At 50.6% G+C, this 25369-nt stretch carries 23 protein-coding genes; 8 read left to right on the plus strand and 15 right to left on the minus strand.

Features of this window, described 5'->3' with window-relative positions; all coding sequences use genetic code 11:
• Positions 1–78 precede the first annotated feature (78 nt).
• The 3 genes from DXV75_RS07970 (at position 79) to DXV75_RS07980 (ending at position 3681) form a co-directional block, all read left to right on the plus strand.
• On the plus strand, positions 79–1491 hold the full coding sequence (locus DXV75_RS07970) for a tetratricopeptide repeat protein (protein WP_115592883.1): 1413 nt from the start codon (positions 79–81) through the stop codon (positions 1489–1491).
• Between the two features lie 89 nt (positions 1492–1580).
• Positions 1581–1949: a BlaI/MecI/CopY family transcriptional regulator gene (locus DXV75_RS07975; RefSeq protein ID WP_115592884.1), complete on the plus strand. Its 369-nt coding sequence runs from the start codon at positions 1581–1583 to the stop codon at positions 1947–1949.
• Positions 1950–1962: 13 nt separating this feature from the next.
• Positions 1963–3681 (plus strand): M56 family metallopeptidase, encoded by a 1719-nt coding sequence (locus DXV75_RS07980; RefSeq protein WP_115592885.1) that lies wholly within the window; start codon positions 1963–1965, stop codon positions 3679–3681.
• Between the two features lie 99 nt (positions 3682–3780).
• On the opposite strand, the gene DXV75_RS07985 is transcribed toward DXV75_RS07980, so the two are convergent.
• On the minus strand, positions 3781–4710 hold the full coding sequence (locus DXV75_RS07985) for a DMT family transporter (RefSeq protein WP_245953150.1): 930 nt from the start codon (positions 4708–4710) through the stop codon (positions 3781–3783).
• Positions 4711–5565, minus strand: coding sequence for a DUF6279 family lipoprotein (locus DXV75_RS07990; protein ID WP_115592886.1), 855 nt, complete (start codon positions 5563–5565; stop codon positions 4711–4713).
• A gap of 221 nt (positions 5566–5786) precedes the next feature.
• Between DXV75_RS07990 and DXV75_RS07995 the strand changes: the two genes are divergently transcribed.
• The gene (locus DXV75_RS07995; protein WP_115592887.1) at positions 5787–6788 is read left to right on the plus strand and encodes a 6-phosphofructokinase; all 1002 of its coding nucleotides are present in this window, start codon (positions 5787–5789) and stop codon (positions 6786–6788) included.
• A 43-nt stretch (positions 6789–6831) separates the two neighbouring features.
• Here the strand turns inward: DXV75_RS07995 and DXV75_RS08000 are convergent, their stop codons facing one another.
• From DXV75_RS08000 to DXV75_RS08010, 3 genes are all read right to left on the minus strand, one after another.
• Positions 6832–7659, minus strand: a complete 828-nt coding sequence (locus DXV75_RS08000) for a LytR/AlgR family response regulator transcription factor (RefSeq protein ID WP_115592888.1) — start codon at positions 7657–7659, stop codon at positions 6832–6834.
• A 2-nt stretch (positions 7660–7661) separates the two neighbouring features.
• Positions 7662–8735, minus strand: a complete 1074-nt coding sequence (locus tag DXV75_RS08005; protein ID WP_115592889.1) for a sensor histidine kinase — start codon at positions 8733–8735, stop codon at positions 7662–7664.
• A gap of 100 nt (positions 8736–8835) precedes the next feature.
• Positions 8836–9297, minus strand: a complete 462-nt coding sequence (locus DXV75_RS08010) for an Mpo1 family 2-hydroxy fatty acid dioxygenase (protein ID WP_115592890.1) — start codon at positions 9295–9297, stop codon at positions 8836–8838.
• Between the two features lie 186 nt (positions 9298–9483).
• Here DXV75_RS08010 and DXV75_RS08015 point away from each other — a divergent pair, with 186 nt between their 5' ends.
• Positions 9484–11277, plus strand: coding sequence for a M61 family metallopeptidase (locus tag DXV75_RS08015; RefSeq protein WP_115592891.1), 1794 nt, complete (start codon positions 9484–9486; stop codon positions 11275–11277).
• 46 nt (positions 11278–11323) lie between these two features.
• On the opposite strand, the gene DXV75_RS08020 is transcribed toward DXV75_RS08015, so the two are convergent.
• From DXV75_RS08020 to yejK, 3 genes are all read right to left on the minus strand, one after another.
• Positions 11324–12121 carry a M23 family metallopeptidase gene (locus DXV75_RS08020; RefSeq protein ID WP_115593061.1) on the minus strand — a complete coding sequence of 266 codons (798 nt, stop codon included), beginning with the start codon at positions 12119–12121 and terminating at the stop codon, positions 11324–11326.
• Positions 12122–12151: 30 nt separating this feature from the next.
• On the minus strand, positions 12152–13027 hold the full coding sequence (locus DXV75_RS08025; protein ID WP_115592892.1) for a 6-carboxytetrahydropterin synthase: 876 nt from the start codon (positions 13025–13027) through the stop codon (positions 12152–12154).
• Between the two features lie 65 nt (positions 13028–13092).
• Positions 13093–14169: a nucleoid-associated protein YejK gene (gene yejK, locus DXV75_RS08030; protein WP_115592893.1), complete on the minus strand. Its 1077-nt coding sequence runs from the start codon at positions 14167–14169 to the stop codon at positions 13093–13095.
• Positions 14170–14433: 264 nt separating this feature from the next.
• Between yejK and DXV75_RS08035 the strand changes: the two genes are divergently transcribed.
• The gene (locus DXV75_RS08035) at positions 14434–14649 is read left to right on the plus strand and encodes a YejL family protein (RefSeq protein ID WP_115592894.1); all 216 of its coding nucleotides are present in this window, start codon (positions 14434–14436) and stop codon (positions 14647–14649) included.
• 11 nt (positions 14650–14660) lie between these two features.
• Positions 14661–16184, plus strand: a complete 1524-nt coding sequence (locus DXV75_RS08040; RefSeq protein WP_115592895.1) for a DUF3413 domain-containing protein — start codon at positions 14661–14663, stop codon at positions 16182–16184.
• A 6-nt stretch (positions 16185–16190) separates the two neighbouring features.
• Here DXV75_RS08040 and gmhB read toward each other — a convergent pair whose 3' ends face one another.
• The 6 genes from gmhB to DXV75_RS08070 all read right to left on the minus strand — a co-directional run bounded on the left by gmhB (position 16191) and on the right by DXV75_RS08070 (position 22394).
• Entirely contained in the window at positions 16191–16730 is a 540-nt protein-coding gene (gene gmhB, locus DXV75_RS08045) for a D-glycero-beta-D-manno-heptose 1,7-bisphosphate 7-phosphatase (protein ID WP_115592896.1), read from the minus strand.
• A complete protein-coding gene (locus tag DXV75_RS08050; RefSeq protein WP_115592897.1) occupies positions 16720–17604 on the minus strand; it encodes a putative RNA methyltransferase in 885 nt (294 codons plus the stop codon). The genes gmhB and DXV75_RS08050 overlap by 11 nt, the downstream gene beginning before the upstream one ends.
• A gap of 87 nt (positions 17605–17691) precedes the next feature.
• Positions 17692–18579, minus strand: a complete 888-nt coding sequence (gene mmsB / locus DXV75_RS08055) for a 3-hydroxyisobutyrate dehydrogenase (RefSeq protein ID WP_115592898.1) — start codon at positions 18577–18579, stop codon at positions 17692–17694.
• Positions 18576–19715 carry an enoyl-CoA hydratase/isomerase family protein gene (locus tag DXV75_RS08060; protein ID WP_115592899.1) on the minus strand — a complete coding sequence of 380 codons (1140 nt, stop codon included), beginning with the start codon at positions 19713–19715 and terminating at the stop codon, positions 18576–18578. Before DXV75_RS08060 ends, mmsB begins: the two co-directional genes overlap by 4 nt.
• An 18-nt stretch (positions 19716–19733) precedes the next feature.
• Entirely contained in the window at positions 19734–20888 is a 1155-nt protein-coding gene (locus tag DXV75_RS08065) for an acyl-CoA dehydrogenase family protein (RefSeq protein ID WP_115592900.1), read from the minus strand.
• A 15-nt stretch (positions 20889–20903) separates the two neighbouring features.
• Positions 20904–22394 (minus strand): CoA-acylating methylmalonate-semialdehyde dehydrogenase, encoded by a 1491-nt coding sequence (locus DXV75_RS08070; protein ID WP_115593062.1) that lies wholly within the window; start codon positions 22392–22394, stop codon positions 20904–20906.
• A gap of 256 nt (positions 22395–22650) precedes the next feature.
• Between DXV75_RS08070 and DXV75_RS08075 the strand changes: the two genes are divergently transcribed.
• On the plus strand, positions 22651–24333 hold the full coding sequence (locus DXV75_RS08075; RefSeq protein ID WP_115592901.1) for a response regulator: 1683 nt from the start codon (positions 22651–22653) through the stop codon (positions 24331–24333).
• A 9-nt stretch (positions 24334–24342) separates the two neighbouring features.
• Here DXV75_RS08075 and DXV75_RS08080 read toward each other — a convergent pair whose 3' ends face one another.
• Positions 24343–25206 (minus strand): NAD(P)-dependent oxidoreductase, encoded by an 864-nt coding sequence (locus DXV75_RS08080; protein WP_115592902.1) that lies wholly within the window; start codon positions 25204–25206, stop codon positions 24343–24345.
• Between the last annotated feature and the right edge of the window lie 163 nt (positions 25207–25369).

A 25369-nucleotide genomic window follows, 5' to 3' on the forward strand; every position in this document is an offset into this window, starting at 1 on the left:
TCAGCACATAAAACTACATTCGTAGTTACCATTGACTACAAATGTAGTTTAAGACACCTTAGGAACGAGGGATTTGAAATGAAATATATTGGCAAAAACCTGATAACCGCTCTGGCAATCACGCTGCCTTTTCAGGCTGCATCTATCAACCTGTTAAAAGCGAACACGGAATTCAAAAACGGGCAATATGATTCTGCATTTTCTCTCTATCAGGAAGGTGCGGAGGTCGGCAGTGCCCATGCCTACTACCAACTGGGCGTGATGTATTCTGAGGGTTTGGGTGTGAAAGCTGACCCTATTTCCTCATTGATTTATTTCTCCCTGGCGGCGGATCAAAAATACCATAATGCGGAATCCGTTCGAGACGCGATGCTCGCTGAACTCGATGGCGAACAACTGGCACGGGTAGATGAATTACTCGGCGAATTCGCTCTGCGACAACACAACGAGCAACAACGGTATCTGCCCAAGATCATCGAGCAAAACCTGGACTACAAAGTCACCTTCAACGGTAGCCCCGCATTAGAACGGAAGTTTTTTTACGACATGACGGAAATCGACAGTGAAATTGTATTTCCTGTAGGTGTTATCGTTAGCAGACCGGCGTTCTTAGTTGTTGAGAACGACGTAGCTACCGACGGTTCTGTCCGGCACATCAGCAAAATTCAGAAAACCGGTTATGTGAACAGGTATATCGATTCCTACCAGTTATTTCCCTTTGCGCAGCCCCAGTTCAAAGGTGAACCGGTTGAATTTGTGAACAGGGCTTACTTGGGTGCCGCAACTAACGATAAATTTGGCCTGATAGAAGACCTGCCTCGACTTTATGGTGAAACCCGTAAAATTGTGCGCACCGCAAAGAAAAGCGACACGCTGGAAGACCAGTATGAATACGCTATGTCAATGGTTCTCTTTCCCTGGATGGAAGAACAGCCTCACCAGGCGGAAACCTTACTGAAAAGCCTTGCAGTAAAAGGGCATCCGGCTGCGATGTACGAGTATGGGCTGGAACTCTACATGGAGCAGAAAGACATCCCTGAAGCCATTAAGTGGATAACTGAAGCCAGCAAATTTGGCCTTGCCCGAGCAGAATACCGGCTTGGAAAGTTACTAATGACCAGCCCTTGGATTGAAAAAGACGAGAAAAAAGCATTGTTCTGGTTTGAGTCAGCTATGCAAAAAGGGCACGAAGCCGCAACCCTGAATGCAGCCAGGATTAAAATTACCGCAGATAACACGTCGCTACGAGACATTGAAGGCGCCATGGAATACCTGGAACTGGCGGAAAAGTCGCAACATCTCAATCCGGAGTATTTTTACCTGCTGGCCCTTTCCTATAAAGACAGACCCGACCGTGACTTTGCACTGGCAGTTAAAAACCTGGAGCAAGCCATTGTAATGGGTAACCGTACAAATTGGGACACCTCAGAATGGGAAGCTCTGCTAGCCAGGATGACCAGAGGTAAAGTCACCGTGACAGACTATTTCTGAATCCCATTAAAAACGGTTGACGTTCCAACACATTTCAAACTACATTTGTAGTCAATATGCACTGCAAATGTAGTTCAAGTGGAATAGATATGAAATTAAGTGAATTCGAACTGGATGTAATGCACTACTTCTGGAAACAGACTCAGTGCTCAGCGAAACAAATCCACCAGTGGATAGGCGAGCAAAAGCCCGTTGCGTACAACACGGTGAAAACCATTGTTGATCGACTTGAAGAAAAAGGGGCCATCATACGGGTAGGAAAGGATGGCAGAGCGCTGTTGTTTCAGGCCGCTGTCACACAGGAAGAGTTAACGCCCAGTGTACTACCCAATTTTATCAAACGGTTTTTCGGCGGTAGTGCCAAGGGGCTTATCACCCATATAATCGACGACGACAAACTCACGGATGATGAAATTGAATATCTGCAGCAATACCTGAAAGACAAAAAAAAACAATAGCGTAAGAAAATAAATGGACTACCTGTTAACCAATTTTGCTACCACTGTGTTGATGCTGATCACGGTCAAATTCATTCAAGAAGCCCCCGCAAGACTACAGATAACACTATTGATGCTTGCACTGCTCAATTGGTTTATTCCATGGCATGATCTGGAAGTCAGCCTCCTCGCCCCCTCCTCTTTGCTGCCACACAACATCGACTATTTTCTGCCCACCGAAATGATGGCCTCTAATACAACCCCAGGGCAGGTTTTCGCCAACATTTCTCATTGGGGGAACGTTGTCCAAAATGTTGAGTGGTTTTCTTTCAGCCATGTGTTTACGGGCCTGTTGTGTTTAGGCATTCTGCTGTTTTTTGGTGATGTGCTGCGTTACTTACGCTATTTGGACAGTCTGAATAAAACCGCAGAGGATCGGACAGAATTACTGGTGCATTACAACTTACCGGCCAAAGCTCACTATTTATGCGGCATTTCAGTGAAAATTTGCCAGGGTTGTCCGCCAGCAATGGCGACAGGTGTTATTCGGCCAACCATATGGCTTAACCGCAGACTGCTCAATTCCTCACAGCTTCATTCGGTATTGTTACACGAAGTCACCCACCTTCGCCATTGTGATCCAGGCCTTAAGTGGGTAACGCAATTGGCCAGGCGGGTGTTTTGGTGGAACCCACTGGTTATTAAATTGATTGAACGAATTGACCTGCTGGTAGAAATGAGTTGTGACCAGCATTGCTATGCCGTAAAGCGTGAAAAATACAGCCAGGATCTCGCTGCAATTATCCTGCAAAGCCATTCAGGTACGAGTAATCAAGCGGCTCAAATAAGTGGATTTACCAGCATTCACAGCCAGGCCAGCGCAAACTTACTGCGACTGGAATCGTTAAAAAGTGAAAAAACGCTCCGTTTGAAATTCGTTGCTCTGGCCTGCGTGGGTACACTGCTGAGTTCCGTGGCATGTGCACAATTCAACAGCTCCATAGTTACCGACGAAACTGACCGTCTCCATGCCATGGCGCTACGGGTCCAGGCTCACAGGGCAAATCAGAATAAGTATTCCATTTATCGCCCGGACACTGCCAAAAATGCACAATTCAACCGCCAAATGCGCGAACTGGTTGCATTAAGCAAAGACGCACTTAGCCCCAGTCACGATGTGTTGAACCTGGCATACTCAGAGATTGACGCCTGGTACGCCAATCGCCCCGCTCTCCCTGCCCCACAACAACGTGAAATAGCTTTTCATACCACAGCTGTGCAACACTTTTTACTGCAACAGCAAAACAGGCAGAGTGACTATCTCGACCTTGTCACACAACGATTTGGTGCACCGGAAAAGGTTCCGGTGCCGTTGCGATACAGTACCGCTGCAGCACTAATAAAGCTGCACCGCTATGAAAATGCACTGGAAATTTTGCAGCAGTTTGACCTGGCTTCCCCTAAAACTGCACTGGGAAATTTTATTCTGGCAGTTGAGGCCTGCATGAAACAAGGCAAGTACGAGCAGGCATTATGGTTGGTTAACAACCGGGTGGTACGTAACAACACATCTGAGGAGATTAGGTTGCTCAAACTGAGGTTCAATGTATTGACCACAGCAGGCCAAACTGGCCCTGCAGAGCAAATCCGGGCAGATCTAGCCAACCACTATGGGGTGGAAAAAATACCGCCACAAAACTTTAACGGTCCTGCCCTTCGGGTGCAGTGGGCACCGGTTCTTGACCACATCTAGAAAACTTTTGGCGTACATTTGGCAGAAAAGGCAGTCTGCCAATAAAGGTTAATAACGGATACTGAGTTGAACGGATTTAACTCTTCTGCAGCGTATGGTTCAGGCCGCAGGCCGGAACCGCTCTCTTCCCAGCGCCGCTACTACTGAACCAACAATCACCAATACGCCACCTAAATAGGCAACGCCCCCCAATTCCGGCTGCGTAAATACTGCTGGCTGCACCTGCTCGGCAATCAGCATACTCAAATAGGTAAACAGCGGTGCTAGTGCCAGCACAGCACTGACACGTGAGGCGTACCAGATGCGCAGGGCTTCGGTAAACGCGCCATAAGCCACAAGCGTGTTCAGGCAACAGAATACCAAAGCACCGAGTTGAACCGAATTCATGTTGGTCAGGTCAACGGGTTCACTAAACGGCAGCAGCATCGCTGAACCGAATACGTACAGCAACAACGTAAGCTGCATGGCAGACATGGGGCCCAGCAACACTTTCTGACACAGCGCGTACATCGCCCAGCTGAGCGCAGCGACGACGACAAACACAATACCAATGAAATCTTCGCTTTCTGAGGCAGCAATCTGCGACAACCGTTGATTGAAAAACAGCGCCAATCCAACCAGCAGACAAACTGCCCCCACCAGTTGTATTCGGTTAAACTGTTCCTTGTAAAACACTACGCCACCAACCATAAGTGCAAACGGCGCAATCTGCATCAGCACCTGAACGCTCGCCGGGCTGAGATGCTCCAGCCCCATTACGTTAGTCACGTAATTAATAACCAGCATGAAGGTTGCACCAATGCAGAGTAGCCACAAGCCCTGTGATAAACCCGAATAGGCGCCCAGTTGGCGCTTTTTAACCAGAAGCAGGCCAACCACGACACCTGCACTCGCGAAACGGTAAAGGGTAATCGTAGGGCTATCCATTGCCTGCAGACAAAGCGTCAAAAATATCGGCAATATACCCCACAAAAAGGCTGTGACCAGTGCGAGAAAAAAACCATAAACGGGCCGAACATCGTGGCTCACTCAATTATCATCCAGTAACTCACTAAGATCGCTGATAATATCGCTAATTTCATCAATAAGCTTGCGCTTTTGCTTAGCCGTTAACGACGACGCCAGCTCTGCGGCCATCTGGGTGTACCACTGATTATTTTGCTGCCGTACCCGGGTGTACTCTTCGCTTCGATACGCGTCAGGGTCGGTCATTAACGCCTGCAGGCTGGCGATAAAAGCGTCTTCAGAGTAGTTCCTGGTTGCAAAGATACGCCGGGCTTCTGATTGCACCGCCCTGCGGTACTCAATCCAGTGCAGATGGGTGGAAACAAATTGCGTTACATATTTATCTATTATGGCCTTTTGCTCATCGGTTAAGCGACCGATACGCTGTTTAAAACTGTCGTAAAACTCTTCTTTTCGTTTTGCCAGGCGCTTTTCCGCAGAGTCATCCTGCTTGTCCTGCCACTTCTCTTCTTCTTCACGATTGTCATTTTCCAACGCGGCAAACATGCGCACAATTTGATCGTCGGACAGGGTGAGTGCAAATTTCGCCAGTTCAGGGCTCAGTTCTTCACGAATACGGGCCCAGTGCTGTGTTGCCTCGTTCATGTGCCACTGAAGCCGTTCCTCATTTAGCGAGCCGCTTTCAATATCGTTTCGCAGGGATTTCAGATGCGTGATGTAGCGTGATAGCTCTTCCGTTCTGTGCCACGAGATCCAATTCTGAAGATGGGTGTCAAAAAGGCTTTCCTGAGCGTCGTTCAGCTCTACATAATCATCGAGATACCAGTAAACCAGCCAATCAAGATTATTGTACGCCAGCTTGGAGGAACACCCCGTTACCAGCAGGATCAGAAACGCCACCTTAAACCATATTTTCATTGTATGTCCTTGATCTGACTGCCCACATTGTTAGTCCCGTAATCGGCAAAAAAGTTTACTGCAAAATTCCGCACAGTGTTGAACCCATTATCAAACTTGGCACTTGCTTTGGCTTCTGCCATGCTATTCCAGAGCCTGGCCGTTGGGAAACGTCACGCCTTTGGCTTTTTCTGCCTTAATAATAATTTATGGATTGAATACAACAAAAAGGGTGTTTTGCTGTGACAAAGAATGTTGCTGTTTTAACCTCCGGTGGTGATGCGCCGGGTATGAATGCCTGTATTCGGGCTATCGTTCTTGCCTGCGAACGTGCAGGATACAAAATTTTTGGTTACGAACACGGCTACAATGGGCTGCTGCACCAGGAATATCGCCTGCTGAACAATAAAGTCGTACACAATCTGATCCAACGGGGTGGCACATTGCTTCACAGTGCCAGATGCCTGGAGTTCAAATCCGAAGAATCTGCCCGGCTGGCTGCGGCAAATCTCGAGAAGCTGCACATTGATGCCCTGCTGGTGATTGGCGGCGATGGTTCATTTCGCGGAGCTGCGCACCTTGGCCGCTTCTGGAAAGGCCAAATCATCGGCCTACCCGGCACCATCGACAACGACATCAGTGGCACCGACGCCACCATTGGATACTACACCGCAATTGAGACTGCAGTGGATTCAATTGACAAAGTACGTGACACAGCCGATGCCTTCGAACGAATTTTTCTGGTTGAAGTTATGGGGCGGCATTCCGGCTTTTTGGGCCTTAACGCCGCACTCGCCTCCGCTTCAGACTACGTGATCCTGCCGGAGCTTTTTGTAAGCGAAGACAAAACGGTTAAAGACATCGTGCTGCAACTCAACGAACGCCGTGAGCAAAAACGTAAAAACATCAGCTACATCATCGTGCTCACAGAAAATCTATGGCCCGGCGGCATAACCGCTTTGGCAGAACGACTGACAACAGAGACCCGTTCCGAAGTACGCCCGGTGATACTCGGCCATGTTCAGCGCGGCGGCTCACCGGTCAGCCAGGACCGCTTGCTGGCAGTTAAGCTCGGTTGTTACGCTGTGTCCCTGATAGCAAAAGGCAGCACCGGGGTAATGGTCGGCGAGCAAAATGGAGAAGCAGTGGAGGTGCCGCTTGAAGCAACCTGGACCCAGCCCAAGCTATTGGAGAAACTTTCGGTAGAAACCTTGGAAACCCTAATGAACAACCGTTACACGTAACCGCTTTAACACCTAAAAAGCCGCTCAAAATGCGGCCTCCTGGCTACATTCGCATAGCCGCTTTTACTTTGTCCCGGTGACTGCGGCTCACCTTGAGTTCAGTGTCGTTCTGTAAAATCAGGTGGTATTCACCACTGATATGGCTCACCAGTTTTTTCACAAACCGTATGTTGGCAATGGCAGAACGGTGGACCCGGACGAACCACTGAGGATTAAGTTCCTGCTCAAGTTCTTTCATGGTCTTACGCATAATGTGCATGCCATCCAGAGCGTGAACGCACATGTAGTCGCCTGCGGCATCAATCCACTGAATGTCCTGTACCGCAACCCGGGTCACCTCAGAACCATCCTTAATCGCCAGAACGTCAGGGTAAGGGTTGGTTTCAATTACTTCACCGCTGGCCAGTTTACGCAGAATCTCCTCACAGTCATCACCAGTCAGTTCAGCCACCAAAGTGACAAGCTTGCGGGACTGTTCATCCTGATTTTGCGTTGTAAAGTATTCACGGACCTTTTCAAGCGCAGCGGCCAAACGCTCGTCATCGGCAGGTTTAAGCAGATAATCGAGTGCGTGCACGTCAAACGCCTTGATGGCATAACTGTCATACGCCGTCACGAATATGATCATGGGAATAGGCTGATTCAGTTCCCGCAGTTTATGGATAACCTGGAAACCGTTCAGGCCGGGCATTTGAATATCGAGAAATACCAAATCAGGACGATGCTGGGAAATCATACTGACGGCGTCCAGCCCATTCTGGCATTCTGCCACAATTTCTATATCCGCATGCCGCTCCAGGCGGGCTTTCAAGCCTTTACGGGCAAGAGGTTCGTCATCGACCACTATGGTCTTGATGGGTTGGTGACTCATGATCATGCATCCTTCACTTCATAAGGTATACGGATCCTCACCCTGACACCGGAGGGTTGATTGTGCTCAATGGAGAACGCAAAATTCCGGTTATACAAGGATTGCAATCGCTCTTTAATATTAACCAGCCCAACGCCATGCTCACGGCTCAGCTGACCGTTTTTAATATCGGCACCGGGGCCGTTATCGGCAACATCCATCAGCAGGTCGTTACCAAATGTGCGGGCAGTGATGGCTATGCGCCCCCCCTGCTCCATTTTGGAGATGGCATGCTTGATGGAATTTTCAATAATCGGTTGCAGTATCATACTGGGAACCAATGCTGATTCACAGGTCTCGTCAATGTCCCATAAAACTTCCAGACGATCATCAAAGCGTACCTTTTCAATCTCCAGATACAGTCGAAGTGCCTTGATTTCCTGGCCTAACGGGACGCGCTTGATGGGGTCGTTGTCGAGGGAATAGCGCAGAAAGTCACTCAGACGGGAGACCATTTTTTCTGCAGAGTTATTTTCTTTAAGCAGGATCAGGGTTGATATTGCATTAAGTGTGTTGAACAAAAAATGCGGGTTAAGCTGATAGCGCAGCATTTTTATGTGTGCCTGATGCGCCATGGTACTGGCCTTCAGAGCATTCTGCTTTTCTTTTTGCAGCATCTGGAAGTTTTTGATGCCGAAATACACCCCACTCCAACAGCCAACCATGATGAGTGAATTAATCGTATTGGTAAAATACATGTACCAGGCTTCAGGGCGATAACCATGCTTGTAGATCTCCCAGTAGTTTATGTTTTTCACCACCGCCCACAACAACGCCACTGCGTAACATGCCAAAATGACCGTGATCACCATTTTTAAAGGGTGTTGTCGTCTGGCCCAGCGAAACACGTATCGCAACGGGATGGTCAGCAGCCAGCCTGAATACGCGTTCAGTAAGATGATAAAGACCCAGATTGAACGAACGTCATGCAGAAACGAACCAATGTAATAGATGATCGCGAAACCCGCCCAGCCAGCGCTGTGCAGGGTCCAGAAGAGACGTTCGTTACTGTCAAATAAGCGTTGCCAGCGGCTCACAATACTACCGAAATTATTAATCCGAAATTCATTATACGCAGTTTGAATATCAAGAAGACCGAGTTGGTCGCACTGCTCGTACGGCTTGTCGCAGCCATTCCTAGTAACTGATATTCATTCGTTTAAGCCAGTGCACCCACCACCAAGCGGGCCCAACCAGCAAGTACCGTAAATCTTCGAGGAAGGATGGCTTTTTGCCTTCAATTTTATGGCCCACAAACTGAAGGACCCACATCACAACAAAAAGCGCCAGACAGAACGGTCCCACCGGGATGCCAAATTTCTCCAGCAGCAAAATACCGCCAAATGAAGCAATTGTCAGCAACGTCATGGCTGCACCTATCGGGCCGGATAGCAGAAAATAGTAATACAGGACCGGTATCGCAAACAGGTGAGCCCAGGTCACATCAAATTGTGCCAGCCACTCTGGCACCGGCAGTGCCCACAGCAATCCTACGGTAACAAAGTAAATGCTGGGCACCGCAATGGTGTGGATCAGCACATTGGTTTTGTTTTGGTGGCTTTCGCCATAACGGGTTAATAATCGTTCTATCTGTCGCATATCATCCCCTGCTCTGTGTGCACCGGACATTCTGAATTGGACTCACAGCCACCTGGCCGCATCCCATTGATTTAACATAGTTATAACAAACGAACCGCATAAGCACCATCTTTTCGTGTTTGCTGACAAACGCCACAGACTCATGCATCATACGGGTAATTTCATTGTCTTTATTTGATCACCTTCATGAACACCGAATCCCCCGTTATTGACTATCGTCTGTCGGTAAAAAGCCAAAGTCAGCACCTGTTTGAAGTAACGATGACAGTGCCGGATTTAGACTCTGAGTCCGTTACAGTTTGCCTGCCAGCCTGGATCCCGGGCAGCTACATGATTCGGGACTTTGCCCGCAACATCATTACCTTTGAGGCCAGCACTTCAGATGGCGAGTTTCTGGAGGTTAGCAAGCTCGACAAGCAAAGCTGGAAGATCACCACCAGTGGCCGGGCGTTCACGTTAAGCTATACGGTTTACGCGTTCGATTTATCGGTTCGCTCTGCGTTTATCAACGATGAATTCGCATTCTGCAATGGCACAAGCGTATTTCTGGCGGTCAAAGGTCATGAACAACTGCCCTGCCGGTTGCAGATAATCCCCCCGACGCATCTGTCACTATGGCACGTTGAGACTTCAATGCCAGTGGACAACATACGGGAGTCCGATGCCTGCTACCTGAGCAAAGATTACGACGAGCTTATTGATCACCCCATTTTTATCGGCCGCTGCAGTCGGGCGTCCTTTATGGTTGGTGATGTAGAATTTGTCCTGCTTTTCAGCGGCAGTACACAGGTAGACGTGAGTAAGATAAGTACCGACCTGGTTCCCATTTGTGAGCACCATCTGAAGTTGTTTAGTCGCCCCTATCCAATGCAGCGTTATGTGTTTATGACCCTGCTCAGCGATTCCGGTTACGGCGGCCTGGAACACCGAAGTTCCACAGCACTGCTGTATCCCCGTTTTGATCTTCCGTTAACCGGGGAGCCCGTAAGGAACAGCGACACCTACACCGCGTTTTTGAGTTTGTGCAGCCATGAACTGTTTCATACCTGGCATGTAAAGCGAATCAAGCCTTCGGTGATGATCAAGCCGGATTTGTCTGCCGAGGTCTACACCGACCAGCTTTGGATTTACGAAGGTTTTACCAGCTTTTACGACGACGTTACCCTCGCCAGGGCCGGTGTCATCAGCGGCGAAAAATACCTCGAACTGGTGGGGCAGAACCTGACCCGACTGCAACAAACCGCCGGGCGTAACAAACAGAGTGTTGCAGAGTCTTCGTTTGACGCCTGGACCAAGTTCTACAAACAGGACGCCAGTGCCACCAACAATATTGTCAGCTACTACAACAAGGGCGGCATCATCGCTCTTGGGCTCGACCTGTTGCTGCGCAGGCGCTCCAATAACGAGGTCACTCTCGACAACGTGATGCAGATTCTGTGGCGGGATTACGGCCTTGAGCAATCTGGCACACAGGACAATGTAATTGCTGAGGTATGTAACTCAGAATTTGGTATCGACATAACGGATTATCTTCAATCAGTTGTTTACGGTACTGAGGATGTGCCACTCCAACACTGGCTGTCGGATATTGGTATAGAAATGAACTTTCGACCTCGTCAGGGCAAAGACGACAAAGGCGGCACACCACCGGCCTCAGCGCCACACAGACATCAGCTCGGTGCCAGTGTCAAAAACGCAGAGGCCGGTGTTACTGTTTTGCAGGTCAGAGAAGGACTGGCGGCCTGCCAGGCTGGTATTCAGATTAATGACCGGCTTGTTGCTTTCAATGGCTATGTGGTCAACGATGCTTTGTTGCAGCGCCTGCTGGATGCCTGCCAGCAAAGCCACGCACAGGTTACGGTTATCCGTGAAGGGCGCCTGCTGAATTTGGAACTTCCCATATTGAGCAGTCGGGAGGATGTGTGTTACCTGACCATCAGTAACCCGGATGCATTTAAACAATGGCTGGGCCGCCCGTAAGGAAACCCAGCTAGCAGCCCAGCTGACGGCCCAGCTGTTTTTTTCGCTATCTGGGTGGCAACAGCAGTGCCGGATCAAGACGCATGGTGCCAAGATTAATACGCCAGTCCAGATGCGGCCCGGTGGCCCGCCCGGTCGCACCGATAGTGCCCAGCTGCTGACCTTGTTCCAGACGGTCACCCACTTTTACACTGAATTCATTCAGATGCAGAAAGGTTGAGAATACCCCCATACCATGATCAAGAACCACCGTATTACCTGAGAAATACAGATCGTCCGCCAGGGTTACCACTCCAGTGGCTGGCGCAACCACAGGAGTACCGGTTGGAGAGCCCACATCAACGCCAAAATGGGGTCTTCTGGGCTCACCATTAAGAATACGCTGGCTACCATATACACCGGTAATGGGGCCATCAGCCGGCCAGATAAAACGGGTAAATACTGCGTCCAGTTCACTGACCCCCGACCGGGCACGGGCAACTTTTATACCGTCTTCACGTATCCGCGTCAGCACTTCCTCGGGCGGCGAAACCATATTTTGTTGCAGGCCGTCAATACGCTGAATGTCATATTGCCGTTGGGACAGCTCCAGTGCCCTTTGCTGGCGGGTGCCGTCTGGTAAAATCCAGTGCAGTTGGTGATTTGGCCCGGCATCCCGCTCGAAACCAAACACAAATTTACCCTGTGGATTTACGTTCAGCGACTGATTGTTGAGAAATACTTTACTACCGGGGGGTAATTGCCCCCGGAGCAGGCTTCCCTGTGTCAGTGGCCCATTCAGTATAAGTGCATCGTTGGACGGGTTGGCAACGCCGGCTGCACTCAACAGGCAGAACGCCACCACAAGCGACCATTCTGATATTCGCTTCACAGACTACTCCGATATCATTGCGCCCTTACCTACCCCTTCGTAGGCAAGCACCTTGCACTTACCCTCGGGACGACGCTGTTTTTGATGCTGAAATATGTACTGTGCCAGACACTCCACCGTGGAATCCGTGTCAATAATTTCACAATCGGATTTGGGCAGAATGATTTCAAAACGCCCCTGGGACGCTTCGTAAGCAAAACAGTGATAGTTTTCAGGCGCGGATATTTCACCCTGGATGCAGGTATCAGCCAGATCAACCTGATCTTCACGAGTAGCGATATAAATGTCCTTCCAACGCTGGGCCCAATAGTTCTGGCTCTCCAGGCACGACACACCGTCGATAAAGATATCAATTTTGGAACGATGGCCGTGGGCAATCCGCTGACAGTTGCCGTCGTGCTTTTTCAGGCCGTGGGTATAGTGATAAAAGGGCGTATCAATAACTTCCGTACGTAATATCAATTCAATATCATCGACATTGTCTGGCAGATGGGTCGCCAGTACCTCCTTGAGGTAATCGCTGACCGACGTCATAGTTACTTCCGGTGCATAGACAAACGCATAGGCATCGGCCGGGCTGCTGAGCATAAACTGACGGCCGTCATGGCAGCGGAACTGAACTTCAACCTGGGCGCTGTTCTCATCATGAATCACCCGGGTTTGAGCGTAATCTGCAGGCACCAGCAATTTGTGGTCAACGTACTCGTCAATCAGTCGCTTTAAATCTTTTTTAACCTTACCGAAATCCTGGATCATGCTTTCGTCGTTAAGTGCGCCGTCCAGCAACACATCCACGATCCAGCTCTCACCGACCATGCCACGCTCGGCACAAAGGTAGGAGAAGTCCATCACGGTCAAGTCATTCACAAATAATTGCATAACACCCTTACAACGTGTTCGTTTTAGCTCGATAGTATAGTTATTTTCTGCATTCACTGCAGAGGCTATTGGGGGCCTTTTGACTGGCGAACCAGCTGATCCTTGAGGTTGGGCGGGACCCCTTTGATGATCAGCGTGTCTGACGCCGCATCGAATATAATTCTGTCGCCGAGCAATTTGCGCTCAAAACTGAGCGACACCCCGCCGCCCTGACCAGTATATTTAGCCAGTTGTCGCAGTGCTGCCGGGTCTGGCTGAATGTCTTTTTCAAGCGGAGTTTCCAGTAATTCCGTATAGGCTGCAAAATCACGCTGGGTTTGTTCATCAGACGGCAACCGGGCTGAAAGCTCGGCGATGGACAAGGTCTCACCACTATCAATTTTTTCTTTGAAATAGGCCTTCACTTCCTGACGATGCCCTTCCTGCTCCTGCTGATCCAACTGTTCACTGGCCAGATACGCATCCACAGTCGCAACCAACTGCTTGTTCTGCTGCTTGACATCTACCAGCTCTTCACAGCCAATGAACTCCATAAAGAAATCAGACACCTTACGGCCCATACGGCCCTTTATGAACGAGATATAGCGCTGCTGTTCGGGCTGAATTTGCCATTGGGTCAAATCAATTCTTACAGCCAGCTGCATTCGGGCCAGATCCAGATGCTCTCTGGAAGTCAATTCCAGCGCCTGATTAACCTCGACGTGAGCCCGGGTATTGAGCAGCGTTATCATCAGGTACTGGGTTGCAAGAAATTCGTACTGGCAAAAAATCAAAAAGCCGGTTTCAACGCTGCCAGTATCAACCAGGGCTTTGATTAACTTATCCGTGGCCTGCACAGAAAACTGGTGAAATGTCGAGGCTACTTCAGATTCATTATTTTTCTGGGCACTCAGAAATTCGCTCAAACTCGTCGAAAAACCGCTTATATCTTGGGATTCGTCACTTTCGCCCTGTTGGGATTGAGCAATAAAATGGCCCACGCCTTTCCCCGGCTTTGCATTGAAACTGTGGTTAATTTGATGAGCCAGTTGTTCAATTTCCGGTGTCACGGTGAGACAACTTTCACGCGGGACAGCGTTAATTTTTCCCTCATCATTTACAATCAGGCGATGAACAACAAAATGATGAATCAATGCACTCATAACGATAGCGGTATCCTGTTAGAATCTATTTGAACAATACCCAGGCAACCGGCCCGCAGTTTGACAGGCGATCGTCGCCATGCCACTGCCCTGCAGGCAGATTTAAACCTGTATACCGGTCCGGTATTGGCGGCATTCTGCCACCGATACGGCAACAGATGCTTAGAAGAGTTGGTATTATTACTCAAACAACGATTATAATCATTTTATTTGCAAAGCTGTTCTTTTTTATTAAAGAAATTCATAACCAGAGGCGTACCGTTAATGCCCCAAAATAGCCGTTATTCCGATCAGGAATTCGAAACACTGATGAATAAAATCCTGTTCATACTGGAAGAGAATCAGGTAAACCGGGATTTGTCCCTAATGGTACTTGGCAACGTGATCACGCATATTTTTAACACGCAGGTACCCGCCAGCCAGAGGGACAGCATGGCCGAACAATTTGCCAATGCACTGAAAAAAAGCATTAAGGGATAGCACTTCATACTATGATTTTAGCCGAATCTCCCCGACGTCAGCGGGTGACCAAGCTGGTCAACTGGGGCCACTGGTTTGCCCTGGTTAATATTGCGATTGCAATTATCATTGCGTCGATTTTTATCTTTTCATCACCTTCTCCGGGCACTGTTTCCGGGTCATTGTATTTGGTGGCAAACTGGTTGGGTCATATCGGCTTTCTGACCTTTTTCGGGTTTGTAATCTTCATACTCCCTCTGTGTTACCTGGTATCCAACCCCAGGGTAATTAAAGTTTCCGCCTCGGCCATCGCCGCCACCGGGCTTGCCCTGCTTGCATTTGACGCACTCCTGTATAACCGCACAGGCTTTCACATCAGCGTGAGTTCTGCCAATCTGTTACGCAGCGAAGCACAAACCCAAATCAGCCAGTTTGGTCTGCAGCAATGGGGCTTTCTGTCCATGCTGTTCGTAGTCTGGTTCGGATTTCAGCTCATACTGGCGAACGCTCTCTGGAAGCGGATTGACCGTCTGATGAGTCACAAAATCGGGATCCCGGTCACCAGTTTTTTTGTAGTGTGTTTTGTTGCCAGCCATGCCGTGCACGTTTGGGCAGACGCCAACCTGTATCAACCGATCATTAAACAGGACAACATGTTTCCCCTGTCCTACCCGGCAACGGCGAAAACCACCATGTCCCGATATGGTCTGCTCGATCTGGACCGATATGAAGAGCGCAAACGGCTTCAGTTTGACCCGGATATTCACCAATTCACCTACCCAACCGCTCCGGTCTACTGTTCAATCAACAGTCAGCAAAACGCATTGCTGATAGTTCAGACTGACAGTGCACCTCTGCCCGAACCGGGTAATTTGAATTTGCGAGTGGTGGAAAATTACTTCAGTACGGCCTCAACCCTCGACGGATTGTTGCTGACCACCCTTTTCGGCGTTCCGGAAATCTATCAGGAAAGCCTGGCGAAAGAGACCCCGATCATGCTGGCTTTGCCAATTGGCCTGGGTATGCCAACCTCATTGCATGTTGACGAGTCGTTGCCGACCAATATGTTTGAAGCCTATCAGAAGCCTTTAAGCAACCATCATCCGGGCTTGCACATTGCGTTTTTGCCGGCAGACAAAATTCAGGGCTACCTGAGCAATGAGGCGCTTGTATCCGGGCCTGTGCTGATTGCCAGTGGTTTTGGTCCGGATTCGCGCAACCCGCGTGGCAGGTTGTTCACCAACCTTAACATCAACGCCCCTCTCTCCAGCACTGAAGATTTGGCCCCAACCATGCTCAACGCACTGGGATGCACTGCACCGGTAAACTACTACTCAACCGGGCAAAATCTTCTGCAGCCTACCCGAAACTGGTTAGTTAGCACCTCAGGTGAGCGGGTGGTGGTAATCCACAACAGCCTGCGCACTGAAGTACTGAGCAACGGCAGTTATGAAATCAGCGATATTCAGACCGGTAACCGCAGCAATGAAGCGTTGAATGTTGATCTTCTGAGTCAGGCCATCAAACATCTGACCCGTTTTTCACATCCGGAATAACGAAACTCAGGTTAACAGGGGGACATCTTTAACCTGGTCTACTCTGATTACGGGTAAGTCAGTTGGTTGCAGCGCTTCCGACTGATTCACCCAAATCAGCTTTTTCACGCCTGCGGCATCGGCCGCCTGCATATCGCGCCAGCTGTCGCCCACCATTACTGATTCAGCCAAATTCAATTTCAATTCTTTGGCTGCGGTCAACAACATGCCTGGCCGTGGTTTGCGGCAGTGGCAGTCACGCCGGTATTCCCCCATGGCATCGTGCGGGTGATGAGGGCAATAATAGACCGCCAGTGGCCCGACACCCTGCAATTCAAACTGTCCGTTCATCCAGTCGCACAGTTCACGGAATTGCACTTCACTGTAGAAACCCCGTCCTATGCCAGACTGGTTGGTCACAATTACGGGCACATAGCCGCTATTCTGGTAACGCCGCACACATTCAAAGATCCCGTCGGTAAATGCAAAGTCCTTGATATTGCCAACGTATCCCCTGTCTTCGTTTACAATCCCGTCGCGGTCGAGAAACAACGCCTTATTGCTCATACTGCCCTCCTGGCCTGTCGCCCGCTAACTTTCTCCAGAATCGTACGGTGAAATCTGCCGTAACCTCCGCTAGGTGATCCAGTTCCACGCGATGTTCTTCGTTCAGCCGCCATACGTACGGCGTCATCGCGTACAGGGCTTGCCTTTGCGTGTCACTGGAAAACACCAGCTCAAAGGTTTCCCGGCAGGTTTCGAGCAATTCAAAGCCCGCTTTTTGACTGGACTTCTGCTGGTGCTGCTGGGGCCGCTGGTAAACCTTTTGCTTGAGTTGCCACAAATGGTCCGGTCCAGGGTCAACCGTAACCAGGAGCCCTCGAGGCCTCAGAACACGTGCGTATTCATCATCTTTACCGGGTGCAAAAATCTGCATGATCACATCAAGCTGTTCATCCATTACCGGCAAACTGACACTGCTGGCAACCACAAACTGGGCTGACGGAAAAGATTTTGATGCCATTTCCACCGCTTGCTTGGCAATGTCACTGCCCGAAGCAACAACCGAATAACCGGCTACAGCCAATGCATCGGCGACAAACTTGAGGTACGCCCCCTCACCACAGCCTGCGTCATACAATATAAGCGGAGCAGCGGGCGGTTCTACGGAATATCTGATGGGCTTATTGTGCTGCACAAAAAGATTTTCCAGTTGCCTGGCCACGGCCTGCATTAATGGCAAATAGCCATGGCTGTCGTGAAATGCGCGCCGGGCATTGAGCATGGCTTTATCGTCACCGGGGTGTTTGGACTTTTTCTGTTGCACCGGCAACAAATTAACATACCCGCTTTTGGCACGATCAAACGTATGGTTGTTGGCGCACCGCCAGCTTGTGTCTTCGGTATTGAGTGCCAGGTGGCACAACGGGCACTGCCACATGCGAGCAGACTCCTGATAACATTCATGCGGGCATGCTACCAGAGAGTCACACTCAAGCGAAGTGCAAGCCCTTGGCGTTTGGTACTCTCAGGATTTAGCAAACAGTTCAAAGATGCTCGAAAAGTCCCGATGCCCGTTACCATGATTCTGATGCACCCTGAACAGGCTTTGGGCGGCCGCCGCCATCGGTGTAGCACTTCCGGTTTCGGACGCTGCAGCCAGCGCCAGATCCAGATCCTTGTTCATAAGCCTGACGAGGAAGCCACCCTGATAATCGTTGGCCGCCGGTACGTTATCCATCACCCCGGGGCAGGGATTGTATTTCTCCAGCGTCCAGTTTCCACCCGAGCTGTTGCGCATAATTTCAGACACTACTTTTGGGTCCAGACCATGGTGAATAGCGAGCTGCAATGCTTCGGAGGTTCCGGCCATCAATACAGCGAGGAGCAGGTTATTGCAGATTTTTGCAATCTGTCCTGCACCGACCGGTCCGGCATGAAACAGGTTCACGCCCATGTTTTGCAATACCGGGCGAGCCAGCGCTACCGCACTTTCATCTCCTCCCATGATGAAAGTAAGCGTTCCTGCCTTTGCTCCCCCAACGCCGCCGGAAACCGGGGCATCAACAAATGGGCACCCCTTGAGGTTTGCTTCCCAGGCGACTGCTCTTGCGGTTTCAGCATCAATCGTACTGCAATCAATTACCAGAGTGTCTGGCTCGATGCTGGCCAGTAGCCCGCTTTCACCAAGATACAATTCCTGTACATGCGTGGCGGCCGGTAGCATGCTGATCACCACGGAGGCGTCTTTGGCAGCCTCGCTTGCGGTTTTGGCCTGACGTGCGCCCAGCCTGGTACAATGCGCCATGGCGTCTTGCACCAGGTCAAAGACACAAACCGACTGACCGTGTTTTAACAGGTTCGAAACCATGGGCCCACCCATGTTTCCCAAACCAATAAAGGCGATATGGCTCATGACCCTGCTCCTAATTTTGCTAGTGGATGTGAATGTTCTGGCCAGGGAGAGCGGAAAAAAACATTGATTACATCATCAGGCACACTGCTCACATCGGCGTAGTGCCAGCGGGGCTGCCTGTCCTTGTCTATCAATAGCGCCCGCACTCCCTCCTGAAACTCACCATACTCGCCACACCGGCAAGACATGATTAGCTCCATCCTGAAACAGTCGGCCAGCCCCATGTGTGCCCCCCTGATGCACTGCTGGTAAACCAGGTGAGCGGTTAAAGGCGACCCTGCCAGCAGTGTCTGCTTCGCGCGCTGAAGCCAGCCATCCTGGCTGTCCGGCATATTGCATATAGCACCGACAATACTCTGCAAGTCGCCTTCACCACACAGTTCGTTAATGGTGTGCTGGTAATGCTTCATGTTAGATTCCGGTACGTCAGCCAGGCTCAAACAGTGATCTTCAAGCAGTTGACTGATTTGCAGGTGAACGTCGCGAATCTGATGCCAGGGATAACTGGCCATCGCAGCAAGCAATTCAGTCTTGTCTCCGTCGTCGCAAAGATAATTAGCCAACCCAAGATACAAGGCATCTGATGCGTGAAGACTGGCGCCGGTCAACCCCAGAAACAGTCCGCTTTTTCCGGGCAGGCGAGGCAGGAAATAACTGCCTCCAACATCCGGGTAGAGACCAATGGTGATTTCCGGCATCGCCAGCCGCGACGACTGGGTAACAACCCGGTGGCTTGCGCCAACCAGCAAGCCCATTCCACCTCCCATGACAACACCGTTACCCCATACGATAACGGGTTTGGGGTAACAGTGGATGGTATGATCAAGGGAGTATTCCGTAGTGAAAAAATCACACAGAAATTTTGGAATTGTTCCCTGCTCTCTTTCCATGGCCTTATGCATGGAAACCACATCGCCGCCAGCACAAAATGCCCTGTCACCGGTGCCATCGATGTAAACAAACAACACATCGTCCCGCGAACGCCAACGCTGTAACGCGTCCAGCATCAGCTGGGCCATGGTGAGGTCAAGTGCATTAAGAGCACCGGGCTTGTTAAGAGTGAGGTGGCCAATCACATGCCCTGATACCGTAGGCAGTTCTTGGACTAAAAGTGGAGACTCTTCGGCTTTTGTCATGCTGATTACACCTCCTGATTAAAGAATTTCCCGTTCGTCGGCAATCAGCCTGCGCCCGATGATTACCCGCATGATTTCGTTGGTGCCTTCCAAAATCTGGTGCACCCTCACGTCTCTCACATGGCGTTCGAGCGGGTATTCCCGAATGTAGCCATAGCCACCATGAAGCTGCAGGGCTTCATTACAAACCGTAAATCCGACATCGGTGGCAAAACGCTTTGCCATTGCGCAGTAGGCGGTTTTATCCGCATCGCCATTATCCAGTTTGCTGGCAGCAAGTCGCACCAACTGGCGCGCAGCCACCAGTTCTGTGGCCATATCAGCCAACTTGAACTGCAAAGCCTGAAATGCCGCCAGAGGCTTTCCAAACTGCTGTCGCTCCTGCATGTACTGACGCGCTGTATTGAGGGCCTGTTGTGCTGTTCCCACTGAACAGGTTGCTATGTTGATGCGACCACCATCCAGCCCCTGCATCGCCATTTTGAACCCCTCGCCCTCTTCTCCGAGTAACCAGCTGCTGTCCAGTTCCACATTATCAAATGTGATCATCCGGGTAGGCTGCGCGTTCCAGCCCATTTTGTCCTCCGGTTTTCCGTAAAGGATACCGGTAGCATCCGCCGGAACCGCAAACGCAGAAATTCCTCCTGGCCCTTCTCCACCGGTACGTGCCATTACAACCAGCACATCGGTGCTGCCGGCACCGGATATAAAGACTTTTGAGCCATTTAATATATAGCCGCCTGGGTGAGCACGTGCGGTAGTTTTCAGTGATGCAGCATCAGAGCCGGCCCCGGGTTCCGTCAGGCAGTAAGAAGCCAGTTTCTCACCACTTACCAGTTCTTCAACCCAACGTTGCTTGACAGACGACTGCCCCCAACGGGCAATCATCCAGGTAGCCATGTTGTGAATGGTGAGCATGGCCGTTGTGGTGGTGCACCCCATCGCAAGCTGTTCAAAAATGATAGATGCGTCCAGCCGGGACAAACCAAGCCCCCCGTCCTGTTCTGGTGTATAGAGGCCGCAAAATCCCAGTTCTCCTGCCTGTCTGAGGGTTTCCAGCGGAAAAGTATGATTGCGGTCCCACTCAGCTGCAAAGGGTACCATCTGTTGCATTGCAAACTGGCGGGCGGTTTCAGCAAAGGCCTGCTGTTCCTGGTTCAACTCAAAATTCATGTTCAACCACTCTCACTAATCAATCGAAATCGTCATGTTAGGCGCGCCCGGAATGTCATTTTCCAGCCATCGGGAGGTTACCGTTTTGGTTTCCGTGTAGAAACGAACGGCCTGTTTGCCGTACGCGTGCAAATCACCAAAGAAGGAGTTCTTCCAGCCCGTAAATGAAAAGAATGGCAAAGGTACGGGTATCGGTACGTTTACTCCCACCTGCCCGACTTCTACTTCACTCTGGTACTTGCGCGCCGCCGAGCCGCTGCTGGTAAATATAGACGTGCCATTTCCGTAAGGGTTGCGATTCACCAGCGCCAGTGCCTCATCCAAGTCACGAACAGACATGCAGCTCAGCACCGGACCAAAAATTTCCTGCTGATAAATATCCATGTCTGATGTCACACCGGTAAACACTGTAGGCCCAATCCAGTTACCGTTTTCATATCCGGCTACCGTTACCTCAGAGCCATCGACCAGGCAACGTGCCCCCTGCTGCTTACCGCTTTCAATCAAACTGAGCACCCGCTGTTTGGCTGCCGGGCTGATAAGAGGGCCGAATCCGGCTTTTTGATCATTCCACAAACCCGGTTTTATCTGGCTTATCCGATCCGCAAGCTCGGGGATCCAGTGTTCTGACTCTCCTACAAATACCGCTACCGATATGGCCATACAACGTTGCCCAGCCGCACCTACAGAGGCTCCGACCAAATTATTCAGAACATGCTCTTTATTCGCGTCAGGCATAATTACAGAATGGTTTTTAGCCCCGGCGAAACATTGTGCTCGCTTCATGTTGGCGGTCGCCGTCTGGTAGATTGCCCGGCCAACCGGAACTGAACCCACGAAAGAAACCGCTTTAACCTCCGGGCTATGAAGCAAACGATCTACCTGTTCCTTGCCCCCGTGGACCACATTCAGTACCCCGGGCGGCGCACCAGCTTTCTCAAACAGTTGCGCAAGTTTCATTGGCGTCAACGGATCCTGCTCCGACGGTTTTAAAACAAAGGTATTGCCGCAGGCAACTGCCAGAGGAAACATCCAAAGTGGAATCATTGCCGGAAAATTGAACGGTGTGATACCCACGCACACGCCCAGTGGCTGGGTAAAGCTGAAGGTATCAATTCCTCTTGCCACATTTTCTGCGGTTTCCCCCATCATCAGTGAAGGAATGTTCATGGCCTGTTCCACCACTTCAATACCGCGCCACACGTCCCCCATAGCATCTTCATAGGTTTTACCGGTTTCCTGCGACAGAAGCTCAGCTATTTCCTGCTGATGGGCTTTCAACAACGCCTGGTACCGCATCATCACACGTGCGCGCTCTGTAACAGGGACATGTCGCCACTGGGAAAAAGCCGATGCAGCACTCCTTACTGCGTGATCCAGTTCATCGGCAGTAGCGCATGGAACTCTGGCAATTACTGAATTATCAGCCGGGTTAGTCACATCCAGCCATTGGCCGGTGGAAGAGGTTATCAGTTCACCATTGATAGACAGTGGTACGGTTTGCATATTGTCCTCACGCATTCTTTCGCTCGGTTCTCACCCTAACGGAAACTTTACCTTTACGTAAGCGTCACTCATTAAACGCAATGTAACTCATTTGTAAATATAATGTGACACGCAAGGATCAGCAAAGACCGGCTACCGGGTTATTCCGGCCAATACCTATGCAATGAAATACCATACAGACCATCCCGACAGGTATTGCTAAGCTTGCTCAATAATCATAAGCGCCGCTGCCAGTGCACCGACCAAGGACCCTGAAATGCCCTATCGCCTTGCCATTGTTGAGGATAATGCCACTGCCAGAGCCAACCTGCGCAGCCTCATACTGCCGCTAGGTGAATTTGAGATTAGCAGCTTTGCCAGCGGCCAGGAGCTCAAACAGGCACTCAGGAAGCAGAACTTTGAGTTGATCCTGTTCGACTTCCATCTTGGTCAGCAAAAAAACGGCGTAGAATGGGTCCAGGACCTGAGGCACAGCCGCTTTATCAAGCCCAGTACCGGCGTCGGTTTCATCACGTCTGACCGCTTGCCTCAGACCATCGGGCAAATCATTGATGCCCAGCCAGACATGCTGATCATAAAGCCCTACACAACAGCACTGGTGTTGCGTAATCTGAAGCACTATTTGTCTTTGCGTAAGCAGATTGGCCCCGTTTTACTGCTTATGGACGATGATAATAATCATCAGGCACTGGAGCAGCTCAACAGCCTGTACCATAAGACCCTGCCTCAAAAGCTGCATACCGATTTGACCAAGCTTGAAGCCAGGCTGCTGATGAGCCTTGGCAAAACTTCTCAGGCCAAGGCCCTGTTCGAAAGTGTTTTGCTGAATTCTGACAAAATATTGTGGGCCCAATGGGGGCGCATCAAATGTCAGTATCTGGAAGGAAACTGGTACGATTGCCAGGCCCAGTTGGCCAATCTGCTCACCACCACCCTAGCCCGGGACAAAGCGTTTGAATGGCTTGCATGCCTGTGCTTTGAACAGCAGGCTTATGACCACGCCGAATATTACCTTGATCGGATTAAAGTCAGTGAGTTGAGTGGTGCCGCGACACGCCTGAAATCACTTACCTACCAAAAACAGGACCGGATTTTGGAAGGGCTTGCTCTGCTCGAGAAAAAGCGGGAATACAACCGTACCGCTAAAGAGCGCTTTAATGAGTTTACGTTTGAACTGGCCGAGTTCTATCTCGCCATCGCAGAGCAGCAACCACACGACAACCGCACAGAGGCGCTGGCTCATGCCCGCCGCCTTATTGGCCTGGCAGGCCGTAATCAATCTGACCTGCAGCTGGTTCAGAAACGGGATTTTCTGCTCGCTCACACCGCCATACTTGATCAGGACCTGCAGCGCGCAGGTCACCTCATCGAAGATGACACCATGGGCCACTTTGAACGCACGGATACCGCCACCCTTATTACTGCCAGCAAAGTCTACGCGGCGCTGAATCAGCCTGATCAGGCAAAGCAGGTCCTCGCGCTGGCCAAACAGCGCAACCAAAACGACCTGAATCTGGCCGACCGCATGAGCCTGGGCGCAAAGATACTCGACAGCCAGCGAGCTCTGGGGCTGGCGGAAAGCGAGGCAAAAGTACTGAACCGGCAGGGAACGAAGCTGTATTTAGAAAAAGCACTCTGTCAGGCCATGCAGTCGTTTTATGAAGCCTACGAACTGATGCCTGGCGTAGCTGCCTATGGACTTAACCTGCTGCAGAGCATGGTCGAGGATGGCAGGGCCGTGTTTCGCTCCTGCTCCTGCAAAACCTTGCTCGAAAGCCTTGAAAAACTGGCGATGAACGATTCAAACCGCCAGCGTTTTCGCAATCTTAAAAACCAGATCCTGGCGACGCCCGACGTATTCATGCCAACGCCACCTCTGGAAGCAAACCCGGAAGAAATCTCAGGGCCTTCGGAAACCACAATTAAAGCATCCGCCTAGCCAGACTAGTTATGAAGTCAGCCGCGCAAGCAGGCTGGACGTATCCCACCGTCCACCACCCATTTTTTGCACGTCGGCGTAGTACTGGTCTACCAGTGCGGTCAGCGCTAGCGTAGAGCCATTTTTTCTGCCTTCTTCCAGCGCAATCGCCAAATCCTTGCGCATCCAGTCAACCGCAAAACCGTAGTCGTATTTTCCTGCCAGCATGGTTTCATGGCGGTTTTCCATTTGCCAGGACTGTGCAGCGCCTTTACTGATCACCTCGATAACCTGTTTACAGTCCAGGCCCGCCTGTTGCCCAAAGTGCAAAGCTTCAGCCAGCCCCTGGACTACACCGGCGATACAGATCTGATTCATCATCTTGGCCAGCTGACCGCTGCCACATTCACCCAGCAACTGGCTGTGCCTTGCAAACGCCGCCATAACCGGCTCGGCCTGAACATAATGGCCGTGCTGACCGCCCACCATTATGGTTAGCTGGCCATTTTCTGCCCCGGCCTGGCCACCGGAAACTGGTGCATCCAGAAAACCTATCCCCGATTCACTACAAAGCTGTTGTAAATCTCTGGCCACTGTTGCAGAAGCCGTGGTGTGATCTACCAGCACTGTTCCGGGTTTCATAACAGAAATGGCCCTGCCCGCCACGTCACGTACATCGTTATCATCCCCAACGCACATCATCACAAGTTGGGCCTGTTCACAGGCCTGTTCAATAGTCTGCGCGACATTTCCGTGGTACTGCTGTTGCCATTCAACAGCCTTACGCTGTGTGCGATTGTAAACTGTAACGTCAAAACCGGCTTTGACCAGATGGCCGGCCATGGGATATCCCATCACGCCCAGACCCAGAAATGTGATTTTTTTCATTGTCATCAGGATTCTCTTTATTCATTACAGGGTTATACTTAAAACAAATGCATACTAACAAAAAAATCTGCATCGGCTGAGTTTTACACCGACTCAGCGTTTGTGCCCAGCTTGTGCTTCGCACTTTTTGCACACGGACAACTCCTCCGGATACTCAGAGGTAAGGAAA

This window comes from Alteromonas aestuariivivens (genome assembly GCF_003367475.1).
GTDB classification, from domain to species: Bacteria; Pseudomonadota; Gammaproteobacteria; order Enterobacterales; family Alteromonadaceae; genus Alteromonas; species Alteromonas aestuariivivens.

Coding starts and splice junctions, on each gene's coding strand:
- DXV75_RS07970 (WP_115592883.1), top strand. CDS start 79: ATGAAATATATTGGCAAAAACCTGATAACCGCTCTGGCAATCACGCTG.
- DXV75_RS07975 (WP_115592884.1), top strand. CDS start 1,581: ATGAAATTAAGTGAATTCGAACTGGATGTAATGCACTACTTCTGGAAA.
- DXV75_RS07980 (WP_115592885.1), top strand. CDS start 1,963: ATGGACTACCTGTTAACCAATTTTGCTACCACTGTGTTGATGCTGATC.
- DXV75_RS07990 (WP_115592886.1), bottom strand. CDS start 5,565: ATGAAAATATGGTTTAAGGTGGCGTTTCTGATCCTGCTGGTAACGGGG.
- DXV75_RS08000 (WP_115592888.1), bottom strand. CDS start 7,659: ATGAGTCACCAACCCATCAAGACCATAGTGGTCGATGACGAACCTCTT.
- DXV75_RS08010 (WP_115592890.1), bottom strand. CDS start 9,297: ATGCGACAGATAGAACGATTATTAACCCGTTATGGCGAAAGCCACCAA.
- DXV75_RS08015 (WP_115592891.1), top strand. CDS start 9,484: ATGAACACCGAATCCCCCGTTATTGACTATCGTCTGTCGGTAAAAAGC.
- DXV75_RS08025 (WP_115592892.1), bottom strand. CDS start 13,027: ATGCAATTATTTGTGAATGACTTGACCGTGATGGACTTCTCCTACCTT.
- yejK (WP_115592893.1), bottom strand. CDS start 14,169: ATGAGTGCATTGATTCATCATTTTGTTGTTCATCGCCTGATTGTAAAT.
- DXV75_RS08035 (WP_115592894.1), top strand. CDS start 14,434: ATGCCCCAAAATAGCCGTTATTCCGATCAGGAATTCGAAACACTGATG.
- DXV75_RS08040 (WP_115592895.1), top strand. CDS start 14,661: ATGATTTTAGCCGAATCTCCCCGACGTCAGCGGGTGACCAAGCTGGTC.
- gmhB (WP_115592896.1), bottom strand. CDS start 16,730: ATGAGCAATAAGGCGTTGTTTCTCGACCGCGACGGGATTGTAAACGAA.
- DXV75_RS08050 (WP_115592897.1), bottom strand. CDS start 17,604: ATGTGGCAGTGCCCGTTGTGCCACCTGGCACTCAATACCGAAGACACA.
- mmsB (WP_115592898.1), bottom strand. CDS start 18,579: ATGAGCCATATCGCCTTTATTGGTTTGGGAAACATGGGTGGGCCCATG.
- DXV75_RS08060 (WP_115592899.1), bottom strand. CDS start 19,715: ATGACAAAAGCCGAAGAGTCTCCACTTTTAGTCCAAGAACTGCCTACG.
- DXV75_RS08065 (WP_115592900.1), bottom strand. CDS start 20,888: ATGAATTTTGAGTTGAACCAGGAACAGCAGGCCTTTGCTGAAACCGCC.
- DXV75_RS08070 (WP_115593062.1), bottom strand. CDS start 22,394: ATGCAAACCGTACCACTGTCTATCAATGGTGAACTGATAACCTCTTCC.
- DXV75_RS08075 (WP_115592901.1), top strand. CDS start 22,651: ATGCCCTATCGCCTTGCCATTGTTGAGGATAATGCCACTGCCAGAGCC.
- DXV75_RS08080 (WP_115592902.1), bottom strand. CDS start 25,206: ATGACAATGAAAAAAATCACATTTCTGGGTCTGGGCGTGATGGGATAT.